The sequence below is a fragment of the Phenylobacterium sp. genome, from assembly GCF_030651185.1.
Classification (GTDB): Bacteria; Pseudomonadota; Alphaproteobacteria; order Caulobacterales; family Caulobacteraceae; genus Phenylobacterium.
Genome location: NZ_JAUSCJ010000006.1, coordinates 71,919 through 84,566, shown reverse-complemented (window position 1 = coordinate 84,566; position 12,648 = coordinate 71,919). Strand labels below are relative to the sequence as shown.

Annotated in this window: 14 protein-coding genes; 4 read left to right on the top strand and 10 right to left on the bottom strand. The window is 67.9% G+C overall.

Annotated elements, in window-relative coordinates; translation table 11 throughout:
* Window positions 1–756, bottom strand: coding sequence for an ABC transporter ATP-binding protein (locus Q7J39_RS01740; RefSeq protein WP_304819779.1), 756 nt, complete (start codon window positions 754–756; stop codon window positions 1–3).
* Window positions 753–1,895, bottom strand: a complete 1,143-nt coding sequence (locus Q7J39_RS01735) for an ABC transporter permease (RefSeq protein WP_304819777.1) — start codon at window positions 1,893–1,895, stop codon at window positions 753–755. Before Q7J39_RS01735 ends, Q7J39_RS01740 begins: the two co-directional genes overlap by 4 nt.
* Before the next feature lie 229 nt (window positions 1,896–2,124).
* On the opposite strand from Q7J39_RS01735, the gene Q7J39_RS01730 reads away from it, so the two are divergent.
* Window positions 2,125–4,194, top strand: a complete 2,070-nt coding sequence (locus tag Q7J39_RS01730; protein WP_304819775.1) for a S46 family peptidase — start codon at window positions 2,125–2,127, stop codon at window positions 4,192–4,194.
* A 224-nt stretch (window positions 4,195–4,418) separates the two neighbouring features.
* Here the strand turns inward: Q7J39_RS01730 and Q7J39_RS01725 are convergent, their stop codons facing one another.
* The 3 genes from Q7J39_RS01725 to Q7J39_RS01715 form a co-directional block, all read right to left on the bottom strand.
* Window positions 4,419–5,114: a hypothetical protein gene (locus Q7J39_RS01725; RefSeq protein ID WP_304819773.1), complete on the bottom strand. Its 696-nt coding sequence runs from the start codon at window positions 5,112–5,114 to the stop codon at window positions 4,419–4,421.
* A 128-nt stretch (window positions 5,115–5,242) separates the two neighbouring features.
* Complete coding sequence (gene cysK / locus Q7J39_RS01720) at window positions 5,243–6,286, bottom strand: cysteine synthase A (protein WP_304819771.1); 1,044 nt, start codon at window positions 6,284–6,286, stop codon at window positions 5,243–5,245.
* A 72-nt stretch (window positions 6,287–6,358) separates the two neighbouring features.
* Complete coding sequence (locus Q7J39_RS01715) at window positions 6,359–6,883, bottom strand: GNAT family N-acetyltransferase (RefSeq protein ID WP_304819769.1); 525 nt, start codon at window positions 6,881–6,883, stop codon at window positions 6,359–6,361.
* A gap of 204 nt (window positions 6,884–7,087) precedes the next feature.
* Here Q7J39_RS01715 and Q7J39_RS01710 point away from each other — a divergent pair, with 204 nt between their 5' ends.
* Window positions 7,088–7,882: an SDR family oxidoreductase gene (locus tag Q7J39_RS01710; RefSeq protein WP_304819766.1), complete on the top strand. Its 795-nt coding sequence runs from the start codon at window positions 7,088–7,090 to the stop codon at window positions 7,880–7,882.
* Between the two features lie 36 nt (window positions 7,883–7,918).
* On the opposite strand, the gene Q7J39_RS01705 is transcribed toward Q7J39_RS01710, so the two are convergent.
* From Q7J39_RS01705 to Q7J39_RS01690, 4 genes are all read right to left on the bottom strand, one after another.
* Window positions 7,919–8,350, bottom strand: a complete 432-nt coding sequence (locus Q7J39_RS01705; RefSeq protein WP_304819764.1) for a hypothetical protein — start codon at window positions 8,348–8,350, stop codon at window positions 7,919–7,921.
* Window positions 8,351–8,469: 119 nt separating this feature from the next.
* Window positions 8,470–9,117 carry a glutathione S-transferase family protein gene (locus tag Q7J39_RS01700; RefSeq protein WP_304819762.1) on the bottom strand — a complete coding sequence of 216 codons (648 nt, stop codon included), beginning with the start codon at window positions 9,115–9,117 and terminating at the stop codon, window positions 8,470–8,472.
* A gap of 79 nt (window positions 9,118–9,196) precedes the next feature.
* Entirely contained in the window at window positions 9,197–9,847 is a 651-nt protein-coding gene (locus Q7J39_RS01695) for a glutathione S-transferase family protein (RefSeq protein WP_304819760.1), read from the bottom strand.
* A gap of 86 nt (window positions 9,848–9,933) precedes the next feature.
* Window positions 9,934–10,728, bottom strand: a complete 795-nt coding sequence (locus Q7J39_RS01690) for a GNAT family N-acetyltransferase (RefSeq protein ID WP_304819758.1) — start codon at window positions 10,726–10,728, stop codon at window positions 9,934–9,936.
* Window positions 10,729–10,866: 138 nt separating this feature from the next.
* Between Q7J39_RS01690 and Q7J39_RS01685 the strand changes: the two genes are divergently transcribed.
* The gene (locus tag Q7J39_RS01685; RefSeq protein ID WP_304819756.1) at window positions 10,867–11,232 is read left to right on the top strand and encodes a DUF2200 domain-containing protein; all 366 of its coding nucleotides are present in this window, start codon (window positions 10,867–10,869) and stop codon (window positions 11,230–11,232) included.
* 95 nt (window positions 11,233–11,327) lie between these two features.
* The gene (locus tag Q7J39_RS01680; protein WP_304819754.1) at window positions 11,328–12,017 is read left to right on the top strand and encodes a glutathione S-transferase family protein; all 690 of its coding nucleotides are present in this window, start codon (window positions 11,328–11,330) and stop codon (window positions 12,015–12,017) included.
* Window positions 12,018–12,254: 237 nt separating this feature from the next.
* Here Q7J39_RS01680 and Q7J39_RS01675 read toward each other — a convergent pair whose 3' ends face one another.
* Entirely contained in the window at window positions 12,255–12,635 is a 381-nt protein-coding gene (locus Q7J39_RS01675) for a VOC family protein (RefSeq protein WP_304819752.1), read from the bottom strand.
* Window positions 12,636–12,648: the final 13 nt, after the last annotated feature.

Sequence of the window (12,648 nt, the reverse complement as noted above, 5' to 3'; positions counted from 1 at the left end):
TTAGGCTCCGATGAGCTCAGGGGTCTGGGCGGCGGCAGGGTCCGGCGTCGTGCGCCGGTCGTCCAGGATGCGGCCGTCTTCGATGTGGATGATGCGGTCGGCATAGGCTTCCAGCCGCGGATCGTGGGTCACGCAGATCACGGCGGCCCCATGGCTCTTGGCCGCCCGCTGCAGAAGCTGGATGACGATCTGGCCGTTCTCGCCGTCCAGCGCGCTGGTGGGCTCGTCGGCGAACAGCAGGTGCGGCTCCTTGGCCAGGGCGCGGGCGATGGCCACCCGCTGCTTCTCACCGCCCGACAGCTCTGAAGGGCGCTGGTGCATGCGCTTGGAAAGACCCACCTCGGCCAGGGCGATCTCGGCCCGGGCGCGGGCCTCGGCCGGCGCGAAGCCCTTGTACTTCAGGATGATGGTCACCTGCTGCAGGGCGCTCAGCGCCCCGAACAGATTGAAGCCCTGGAAAATGAAGCCGCAGTGGTCCAGCCGGAACCGGTCGATCTTCCCGGGGCTGAGCTTCCACAGGTCCTCGCCCATGGCGCTCACCGAACCCTCGTCGGGTTTCAGCAGGCCCGACAGGGTCGCCACCAGGGTCGACTTGCCGGACCCCGAGGGCCCCATGACCATGGTCACGTCGCCGTGCAGGGCGTCGAAGTCCACCGACTTCAGCACCTCGATGTGGGTGCGGCCGGTCTTGAACCGCTTGGTCAGGCCCTTTGCCACCAGGGCGTGGGCGCCGGGAACACCGGAGGTCTGGCTCATCGCAGCAGGTCCGCGGGTTGGCTCTTCTTGAGGATGCCCATGGCCATCAGGCCCGAGGCCATGGAGATCAGCATCAGCAGGATGGCGACCCCGGTGATCCAGCCGATGGGGAAGCCCATGGGCAGGCCGGCGCTCTTGGCCAGCAGCGAGATGCCGAAGGTCAGCAGGGCGGTGGCGCCGAGACCGACGATCCCCACCCAGAAGGACAGCTCCACCACGATCAGCCGCAGCGAAGGCATGGAGACGCCGAGCGCGCGGAGGCTGGCGAACTCCTTGATGTTGGCCAGGATCGCCCCGCGCAGGGTCTGGGAGGTGATCCCCACCCCGATCAGGAAGCCCAGGAACACCGAGAAGCCCAGCATCACCCCGATGATCTGTTCCTTCATCAGGGCGCCCTCATTGGCCTTGGACAGCTCGTCCCGGGTCCAGGCGCGATAGGCCTTGTCGGCGTTGGCGTTCAGGGTGTCGCGCACCTCTTCGGCCCGGGCCGGGTCCTTGATCCGCACCATCAGGGGGCCGGTCTTGTCGCCCTTCTCCCCCATGCCCAGCAGACGCATGGTGTCGCGCGACACCACCACCGAGGCCTGGTTGATGTCTGGATAGCCATCCAGGATGGCGCGCACATGCACCGACTTGCCGTTCAGGGCGGCGCTGTCGCCGGGCTTGACGCCGAGCCGCGCCAGCGCGCTGCGGTCGATGGCCACCGCATAGGGCTCCTGCAGGGCGATGCGGACGGTCTCGGAATAGTCGGTGGGCAGGGTCACCGCCCCGGGGCGGGTGTCGACCATATTGACCTGGACGAAGGTGGTGACCGCCTTCTTTCCCGGGGGCGGACGGTTGGTCCAGCGGGCGCCGTCGCCGTCGAAGCTGGCCACCTCCACCACGTCGGGATTCAGATAGAGCTGTGGCTGGATCCGGCGGGGCAGGCCAGATGGACCGGAATTGATCAGGCTCTCCGACTTGGCGCCCAGCACCAGGATGTCGGCGCGGCTCCGGTCGATGGTGGCCGTGGCGCCCTTCACGATCCCGGTGAACATGCCGACCTGGGCCAGGATCAGCAGGCCCGAAAAGGCCAGCGCGATCACGGCGGCCATGTAGCGGCGCCATTCATAGATCAGGGTGGCCAAGGCCAGTGACATTGCGTCCCTCCAACGGCGCCAGCATGTGTGCGCGGGACCGTCGGGAGCCTAGTTAAAACGCTGTAAGGCGGCGGTTTTGGTGCCCTAATCGCATGAATTATAAGTAACTTTCCACGCGGGCGTCGCCTAAGTCATTGATCACAAAAGTCCCTAGCCAGGGCGCTGTTACATTGTTACGGATCGCCACCCGCGGCCTCTCCGGGCCCTGCGAAACCTCATCGGGATGTTCATGCTTCGACAGACCTTGGGCGGCGCGCTCGCCGCCGCCATCGCCCTCTCCACCGCCCCGGCCCGCGCCGACGAGGGCATGTGGACCTTCGACAACTTCCCCGCCGCCAAGGTGGCCCAGGCCTATGGCGTCAAGACCGACCAGAAGTGGCTCGACCGCGTCCAGTCCGCCTCGGTGCGGCTCACCAGCGGCTGCTCGGCCTCGCTGGTCTCCAGGGACGGCCTGGTCTTCACCAACCACCACTGCATCGTCGACTGCGCCCAGAGCCTGTCGGACGGCAAGACCGACTATGTGAAGGACGGTTTCCTCACCGCCGCGCGGACCGAGGAAAAGAAGTGCCCCGGCATGCAGGCCGAGGTGCTGGTCTCCATCACCGACCTCACCGCCGACATCGGCAAGGCCACCGCCGGCAAGACCGGGCTCGACTTCGTCAAGGCGCGCGACGCCGCCAAGGGCGCGGCCGAGACTGTCGCCTGCGGCAAGGACGAGGCGTTCCGCTGCCAGCTGGTCACCCTCTACCGGGGCGGCCAGTACAAGCTCTACAAGTACCGCAAATATTCCGATGTCCGTCTGGTGTTCGCCCCCGAGCTGGCGACCGCCTTCTTCGGCGGCGATCCGGACAATTTCAACTTCCCGCGCTTCAATCTCGATGCCGCCTTCGTGCGCCTCTACGAGAACGGCAAGCCGATCGCCTCGCCGCAGCACCTGATCTGGCAGAGCCGCGCCCCCAAGGACGGCGAGGTCACCTTCGTCTCCGGCAATCCCGGCGGCACTGACCGCATGCTCACCGTCGCCCAGCTGGAGACCCAGCGCGACCTGGCCCTGCCCATCGGCCAGTTGCAGCGCTCGGAGCTGCGCGGCCGGTTGATCGCCTTCGGGGAGCGCGACGCGGAGTCCAAGCGTATCGCCACCGATCCGCTGTTCGGCGTCGAGAACAGTTTCAAGGTCTTCTACGGCCGGCAGTTCGCCCTCAACGACCCGGCCTTCATGGCCGACAAGCGCGCCGCCGAGGCCGACCTGCGCGCCAAGGTGGCCGCCGATCCCAAGCTCGCCGCCGACATCGGCGACCCGTGGGGCGAGATCGCCAAGGTCCAGGGCCCCTATGCCGACCGCTATCTCCGTCTGCGCCAGCTTGAGAGCGGCGCCGGCTCGCTCTCGGAACTGTTCATGTACGCCCGCGAACTGGTCCGCGCCGGCCAGGAACGCGCCAAGCCCTCGGCCGAGCGCCTGCCGGAATACGGCGACGCGGGCCTGGCCCTCATGGCCAAGCAGATCCTCGACGAACAGCCCGTGGACGCCGCCCTGGAGCAGCTCTATCTCGGCTTCTGGCTGTCCAAGACCCGCGAATACCTCACCGTCGACGACGCGGCGGTGAAGCTGCTGCTGGGCAAGGAGAGTCCCGAGGCCATGGCCGCCCGCCTGGTGGCCGGGACCAAGCTCGCCGATCCCGCCGAGCGCAAGCGCCTCTGGGACGGCGGCCTGGCCGCCATCCAGGCGTCGACCGACCCGATGATCCAGCTCGCCCTGCGCATCGACCCGCCGGCCCGCGCAGTCCGCACCGCCTGGGAGACCGAGATCAGCGGCCCCACAGACCGGGCCGCCGAGCGCATCGCCCGGGCCAAGTTCGCCGCCTATGGCGACGCGGTCTATCCCGACGCCACCTTCACCCTGCGCCTGTCCTACGGAAAGGTGGCCGGCTGGACCTATCGCGGGACCACCATCACCCCCTTCACCACCTTCGCCGGCCTCTATGACCGCGCCACCGGCGCCGATCCCTTCCAGCTCGCGCCCCGCTGGGTCGCCGCCAAGGACAGGCTGAACCCGGCCACGGTGTTCAACTTCGTCACCACCAACGACATCATCGGCGGCAACTCCGGCTCCCCGGTGCTCAACGCCAAGGCCGAGATCCTGGGCGCCGCCTTCGACGGCAACATCCACTCCCTCGGCGGCAATTACGGCTACGACGGCACGATCAACCGCACGGTGGTCGTGGCCACCTCAGCGGCGACCGAGGCCCTGGAAAAGGTCTACGGCCGCACGGCCCTGGTGAAGGAACTCACCCGCAGATAACCTCACCCCTCCACCGTCATCCCCGGGCTTGTCCCGGGGACCCATGATCTCCGTCTCGCCGTAGCGCGCGCGGCCGACGCCAAGTCAGCTTGCTACGCCTCGGAGATCTTGGGTGGCCGGGACAAGACCCGCTCCGATCTTCACGCGGGAAGGGTCCAATTCGAGGGCTGCCAAGGGGCTGCACGCACACGGCTGCGCCCATGTCTCGACTGTGAATAAAAGTGCTAGCCCTCTGGCTTCGGCCGGGGGGCTTTCGCCTTCTGTTTCTTCTGAGATGCTGCGCGCGGGTTCGCTTGCTCTAAAGGCCGCTTTGGGGGTCTAGGCCTCGCAAGCGGCGGTAGCGGTCGCGGCCTAAATTTCCAGGCGTCGGGTAGCTGGTAGGGAAGCGGAAATCTGACTTTGCCAAGAACTTTGCCGCGCTCTCTCGCGATGAGAATCGCGGCCGAGATGTCAGAAAGATCCTCTGTCATAGCCCTGATGTCGGCTGCGCTGACACGGTGGCCTCTGCCCCGATCAATAGGCGCTAGGTGAAGGTTGCTGACGATGTAGTCGCCGCTTTCGAGCTGGTGCCCACCCCAGTGGACCAAGTTGTTTCGGACGCTGGAGATTAGTGAGAGGTGCGAAAAGAAGGGGTCGAGCCCGTCCTTCTCGTCCCACCTACCGGTGGCTTCCAAAACCCGGTTGATCGCGTCTTTGAGCTCGGCCACCCGGTCTGAGTGAAATAGGGCCCGCCCGACCACCTCGGTTACGCGCGTGTAGCGGAAAAGCAGAAGTCGGAGATGGTGCTCGGTCGCAGCGAATGTGTGTAAAAATCCGCCCAGAGCCAAGCACCACTCGGTGTGGGCGGCCACATACTCGGGCGTTTCGTCAGGGACGAAGACCCCAAAGGCGCGACGTCCGCCGCGATCCCTATCAACCATGGCCGACAATCTCCTGAGATGAAAACCCGAGGCCATGCGGCCACTTTGAGTGGGCGCTAGAGCTACCGATTGGGATCTGAATCGCTCGAGCCCGTCGACGTCTGGACCCCGCCTCGCCTTAACCCAGCCTAAGCCGGCTTCCCAAACGGCGTGGAGTCGAAGATCGATTGCTCATCCGCCGTCATCTCCACCGGCACGTCGGCGAACAGTGGGGTCGACAGATAGCGCTCCCCGGTGTCGGGCAGCATGCAGAGGATGTTGGCCCCCTTGGGCGCCGTGGCGGCGATCTTCAGCGCCCCGGCGAAGGTCGCGCCCGAGGTGATGCCCACGAAGATCCCCTCCTGGTCGGCCAGCCGCTTGCTCATGGCCATGGATTCCGGGCCCGCGGTGGGCAGGATCTGATCGATCAGCGACATCGCCACGGCGTCCCCGGTCAGCTTGGGGATGAAGTCCGGTGTCCAGCCCTGCATGGGGTGGGGCTTCCAGGCCGGGTGGCTGGTCGCCGCGCTGCCGTCGGGGTTTCGCGCCTGCTCGGCCCCGCTGCCCAGCAGCTGGGCGTCCTCCGGCTCGCAGACGATGATCTTGGTCTTGGGGCTCTTCTCCTTCAGCACCCGGGCGACGCCCTTCAGCGTCCCGCCGGTGCCGTAGCCGGTCACCCAGTAGTCCAGGGTCTCGCCTGCGAAGTCCTCCAGGATCTCCAGCGCCGTGGTCCGCGAGTGCATGTCCGGATTGGCTTCGTTCTCGAACTGCCGGGTCAGGAACCAGCCGTGCTTCTCCGCCAGCTCCATGGCCTTGGCGACCATGCCGGTCCCGCGCAGACTTGCAGGCGTCGTGACCACTTTCGCCCCTAAGAACCGCATCAGCTTGCGCCGCTCCACCGAGAAGCTCTCGGCCATGGTGACCACCAGGGGGTAGCCCTTCTGCGCGCAGACCATGGCCAGGCCGATCCCGGTATTGCCGCTGGTGGCCTCGATCACGGTCTGGCCGGGCTTCAGGGCGCCCGACTTCTCGGCCGCCTCGATGACGCCCAGCGCCAGCCGGTCCTTCACCGAGCCCAGGGGATTGAAGGACTCGACCTTGACCCACAGGTTCACGCCGTCGGGCCCCAGCTTGTTGATCCGCACCACCGGAGTGCGGCCGATGGTTTCGAGGATGTTCTGATAGCGGGCCATCTGGGGCCTCCGGTCTGGCGCGGGAAACAGGCGCGCAACCTATGTCCTGGCTTGGCCCCGCCACAACCCCGATCAGGACATCGCCACCCCCATCGTCGTGGTCATTTCCTCATGCCAGTCCTTGCGCGTGCGCGAATAGATCAGGCAGTCGGCCGGATCGCCCGACCCGAATCCTGAACTGCGCAGCAGTCCCTCGCGGGTGAAGCCGCACCGCTCGGCCAGCTTCCACGAGGCGGTGTTCCAGACCTCGATCATCAGCTGCTGGCGATAGATATTCGGCCGCTCGGCGAACAGCAGGTCGGAGAATTCCCGCACCGCCGGCGCCGCCAGCCCGCGTCCCCGGTCGGCGGGATCGTGCAGGATATAGCCCAGCTCGAAACCATGGATGCAGGGCGCGGCGCGGTAGAACTGGCAGGTCCCCACCAGCCGCCCCTGCGCCTCGATGGCCATGGCCCCGGCCTCCTGCGTCCAGAACCCGCTGGCGGCTAAGGTCTCCGCCAGCCGCGCGGGATCGGTCATCGGCTCGGTGATGGACAGCGTGAAGGGATAGCGCGCGACCTGGGCGAGGTCGGCGGCGGTGATACGGCGAAGGGTCATGGGAAGCTCTCTGGACATGGGGGGCCGAAAGCCCGCAGGGGCGGGCGGGGAGGGCGCTTCGCGCGCCGATGTCCAGGGTCAGGCCATGGCGCAAGGCTAGCCGAGATCGCGGCGCGGTCAATGCGCCGCCCGACGCCGGGTCACCCTTCCGCCCCCCGCAACCGCGCCCTAAGCTCATCCCCAACAAAATCGAGAGGAAACCCCATGGCCCAAGACACCCAACTCGTCGGCAAGACCTGCTTCGTCGCCGGCGCCTCCAGCGGCATCAATCTCGGCATCGCCAAGCGGTTCGCCGCCGCCGGCGCCAATGTCGTCATCATCAGCCGCAGCGAGGAAAAGATCGCAGCCGCCGCCAAGGAGGTCTCCACCTTCGGCAAGCCCTGCATCGGCATCGCCGCCGACGTCCGCGACTACGCCGCCGTCGAGGCCGCCCTCAAACGAACCCACTCAGAGTTTGGTGAAATCGACATCGTGCTCTCCGGCGCGGCCGGCAACTTCGTGGCCCCGGCGCTCGGCATGAGCGCCAACGGCTTCAAGACCGTGGTGGACATCGACCTGATCGGCACCTTCAACGTCCTGCGCGCCTCGTTTGAGTTCCTGCGCCGGCCGGGCGCCAGCCTGATCTCCATCACCGCCGGCCAGGGCGAGCGCGCGTCGCTCTTCCAGTCCCATGTCTGCGCCGCCAAGGCGGGCATCAACATGCTGACCAAGTGCCTGGCGCTTGAGTGGGGACCCGGCGGCGTCCGCGTCAACGCCATCTCGCCCGGCCCCATCGCCGACACCGAGGGCATGGCCCGCCTGGCCTCGACCCCGGAGGCCGAGGAGCGGGTGAAGAGCCGCAACCCCATGCGCCGCTACGGGACCAAGGACGAGATCGCCGACATGTGCCTGTTCCTCTCCTCGGACCAGGCCAAGTACGTCAACGGCGCCATCATCCCCGTCGACGGCGGCTCCGGCTGCGGCGATGCTTCCGGCAACGCGCTAGCCAACTACGCCTAGGACACCGATCACCTCCCCCGGCGACGGGGGAGGCGGTCACCCCGCCGACGGCCTGGGGCGGTTGAGCGCCCCGCCGATCCAGGCGCAGGGCAGGGCGGTCACCGCCAGGGCGATGGGATACCAGCGCGGCCCCAGGTCCAGGTTCCAGGTGGCCGCCCCCCCTGCGACGGCCACGATCGTGCCGATCGCCCCCAGGATCAGGGCGTGCCGCATCGGCCGGGTCGGCGCCAGGCGCGCGGCGATGTAGCTGCCCAAGGCGCCGAACACCAGGCGGTAGGAGAGGGCCAGGGCATTGTCCCCCGCCTCCTTCATCGGCTCACGCCCCGCCGGATAGACCCCCAGCATATGGAACACCGTGTCCGTCGCCAGCGACAGCACCACCACCGCGGCGAACCCTGCCAGCAACGCCACCACGCTCTGCAGCCATAACCGCAGGCCCGCCGTCTTGTCGGTCACCTCGACTGTCATCAGACCACCCCCTCCGTCGCTTCGTCCTCACCAGGACGTTTCAGAGAACGCCGATCCGACAACGTGGGCGGGGTTTTGTCGAGTCCAGGGTCTGGCTTGGAGCGCCCGTGAGCCCGGCCCTAGGACTTTGCGGCCAGCCCGGCGACCCAGCCCTTGGTGGCCGGGCAGCCGTCCATGGCGCGCTTGTAGCCGGCGCGCGCGGTGGTGCGCGCCACATAGGCCAGCTCCGCCTCGCCGAGCTGGAACCCCACCGTGCGCTGGGCGAACTCCAGGGCGTAGGTGATCGAGATGTCGGCCGCCGTGAACGCCTCGCCGGCCATGTAGGGCGCCCGCGCCAGCTGCTGGGTCACCAGCCGCAGCCGGGTCACGTACACGCTCAGCGCCTGGCGGGCGCTCCAGTTGTCCCGCTCAGCCTCCGGCCCGAAATTGCGGGCGCCTTGGACGAAGTACATTGAGGCCGCCAGGCCCGCCTCGCCCAGGTGCAGGAACTGTTGATAGGCGGGGAAGGCTGCGTCCTGCGGCGCGGGCGCCAGCGGCGTCGGCCCATGGCGGGCCATCAGGTATTCCATGATGGCGATAGACTCCACCAGGGTGACGTCGCCGTCCACCAGGGCCGGGATGAACCCGCCGGGATTGACCGCCATGAACTCGGGGTCGTTCTCGGCGCCCTTGAACAGGTCCACGTCCCGCAGCCGGTAGGGCAGGCCCATTTCCTCCAGCAGCCATACCACCCGGAAGCCACGGCCTTCGCCGAATACGGTGATCATCTCGCGTCCCTCGTGTGGCGGCGCCCAAAGTCTTCGCTAAACCAGTTCGTAAATGCAACTGGTTTTGAGGGGCGGTGCGTCAGCCGCCCGACGCGGCCAGGAACACCGCATACTGAGCCTCGAAGGCTCGGCGATAGGCGGGCCGCGCCTCGGCGCGCGCGACATAGGCGGCGAGGTTGGGGTGCTCCCCCACCAGCCCTGAACTGCCCAGCCGCTGCAGCACCGACACCATCATCAGGTCGCCCCCGCTGAAGTCCCCGTCCAGCCAATCGGCGTCGTCGAGGCGCTTGGACAGTTGGGAGAGCCGGACGCGGATGCGGTCCTCTACGGCGGGCAGCCGCTCGCCGAACCAGCTCTTGTCGTGCTCGGTGAACATGGCGACTTCGCGCTCCACGATCGGCGTCTCCATCGTGCTCAGCGCGGCGAACATCCAGGTGATTGCGCGGGCTCGCGCGTCCGCATCCTCGGGCAGCAGGCCCGCATGGCGCTGGGCGATGTGCAGGATGATCGCGCCGGACTCGAAGATCGCCAGCTCGCCGGCCTCATAGGTCGGGATCTGTCCGAAGGGATGCAGCGCCAGATGCGCCGGTTCCTTCATTTCGGCGAAGGTCACCAGCCGCACATCGTAGGGCTGGGCCAGCTCCTCGAACGCCCAGCGGACGCGCATGTCGCGGGCGAGGCCCCGGCCGCGGTCGGGGGAGGCTTTGAAGGCGGTGAGGGTGGGCGTCATCGGGCGGCTCCGCGGTGTCTCTCTTGAAGGTCTCCCGAGGACCAACCCCCGGCAAGCTTTCCGACAGGCGCCACGATTTTCTGTGACTAGGACGGCCCGCCTCGGTCGCGCCCGGGCAGAGCGCCCTCGGCGGGCAACAGCCAGGCCGAGAGTTCGGCGACGGTCACAAAGCCCACGCTTTCATACAGCCGCAGCCCTGCCTCCGTGGACCCCAGGTGGAAGCGCGCCACCCCACGGCGGCGATAGTCGGCCATCACCTGGGTCAGCAGGGCGCGGCCCCAGCCCTTGCGCTGGTGCTCCGGCGGCGTGGCCATCAGCGAGATCCCCGCGGTGTTTCCCGTCGGCGTCACGGTGACGGCGCTCAGCGGCAGGTCGCCGTCCCAGGCGATCCAGGTCTCCACCCCGGCGGTCTCGGTGACGCAGACATCGATGCAACGGGCGAGCACGTCCCGGGGCTCGTCGAAAGCGGCGGCCTCAAGGTCCCCGGCGATGGCCACCAGATCGGGCCCCAGCGCCCGGGTGATCCTCACCGGGCGGCTCGGCGTCACCGGCGTCCCGGGGCGCAGCACCATCAGCGGCGAGGTCCCCGCCACCGTCAGGCCCAGCCCCGCCGCCACCGGCGCCAGGGTGGCTTCCGCCTGGGGGCTCATCACCACCACCAGCGGCAGCCCGCGTTCCCGCGCCCGCGCCACCGACGAGACCAGGAAGGCCTCGGCCTGCGGACCCGCCCCCAGGGTCAGCCGGTTGAAGTCGGGGGAGGGCTCGCCGGTCAGGCCCAGGACGGCGTTGCGCGTCAGGTGCATCTCCACCCCCGGCACGTCCCCCATCTGGGCGACGAGCGCGCGCACGCACAGGCAGATCAGCTCCTCGGTCTCGTCCATTCGAGCATTCATGGCAGGGCGGGATCGCGCACCGCAAGCCCGCTGGAGACCTCCGCCGGTTGCCGAAATGGCCTGCGACGTGGCTCAATGCCCCCTGACATCGCTTCCGATGTGCGCCCGCGGGGCGTTGAGGACCGGATGACCGAGCATCGCATCTATCGAATGAGCGTCGCCAAGGTCTATCCGGCCCTGGTGGCCAAGGCCGAGCGCAAGGGCCGCACCAAGGCCGAGGTCGACCAGATCATCGCCTGGCTGACCGGCTACGACGCCGCCGCGCTCGCCGCCCAGCTGGCCAACAACACCGACTACGAGCACTTCTTCACCCAGGCCCCGGCGCTCAACCCGGCCCGCGCCGACATCCGCGGCGTGGTCTGCGGCGTCCGCGTCGAGGCGATCACCGACCCGGTGATGCGCGAGATCCGCTACCTCGACAAACTCATCGACGAACTGGCCAAGGGCAAGACGATGGAGAAGATCCTGCACCGCCAACCGGCCAAGGTCTGACCTGCGCGCCGCGCATTGAACCCCCCGCGAAACGACGTTACCTCTAGGTCCATTCAAACACCTGTTCGCAGGCCCCGATTTTCAGGACCCCTTTCATGAAGCTCTATTCCGGCGACCTCTCGCCCTATTCCGCCAAGGTGCGGATGCAGATCTACGCCAAGGGCATCTCCGACATCGCCATCGAGCTGCCGCCCGGCTTCATGACTGGGGAGTTCTCCAAGACCTCGCCGCTCGCCCGCATCCCGGTTCTGGACCTGGGCGGCGACGTGATCCCGGAATCCGAGGTGATCTCCGAGTACCTGGAGGAGATCTATCCGCAGAACCGGCTGCTGGGCGCTACGCCCCGCGAGACCGCCGCCATCCGCACGGTGTCGCGCATCGCCGACATCTATCTGATGAACAACATGTTCATGCTCTCGGGCCAGGGCCGCGCCTCCACCCGCAGCGCCGACATCGTCAAGCTGCTGAGCGGCCAGGTGATCCGCGGGATCAAGGCCCTGGAGCACTATATCGGTGAGGATGGCTTCGCGGTTTCCGGCCGCCTGACCATGGCCGACTGCACCCTGGTCCCGGCCCTGTTCCTGGTGGAGAACGTCCTGCCCACCGTCGACGTCGAGAACCCCATCCCCGCCTCGCCCAAGGTCGCCGCCTATTGGGCCGCCATCCAGAAGAACGAGCACGCCGCCGCAACGCTCGTGGAACTCTACCGCGGCCTCGCCGAACGCCGCGACCTCATCGCCAAGATGGCCGCCAAGGAAAAGGCCAAGGCCGCCGAAAAGGCCTGAGGCTTAAGGCTCCCTTCTCCCCCTTGCGGGGTCGAGCGGCCTCTCAACCAAACCCAATGCGTCATCCCGGCCGTAGCGAAGCGGAGAGCCGGGACCCAGGGGCCGCGATCAATCCCCCTGGGTCCCGGGTCTGCCCTACGGGTCGCCCGGGATGACGGCGGTTCTTGTCCCAAGAGCGGAGCGGACCCATTATCCGACCGGCCAGTGGCCGAACGGGCTCCAGGCGCCGCCCTCGCCCTAGGCGCGCGACAGGCTCAGCACATTGCCGTCGGGGTCGGAGAACCAGGCCACCTGAGCGCCGCCGTCGGGGGCTGTCCAGATGCCCAGGTCATCCTGCCCCATGCCTTCGTAGATGGTGAACGCCACGCCGCGATCCCGCAGGGCGCGCACCGCCGCGCCCATGTCCGGCACGTTCCAGCCGAACACGGGATGGCCGTGGGCCTTGTAGTCGGGCAGCACGGTGATCCGCAGGAGCGCGCCGTCGACCTCGAGGAAGTCGCCGAAGGCGTCCGCGCTGCGAAGAGGCAGGCCGAGCGTGCCGCAATAGAAAACCATGGCCCGCTCGCGTTCACCGACCTGGATAAAGGCCACTGGCTGACCGTTCACGACTGCGCCCATCCCGCTTCTCCTC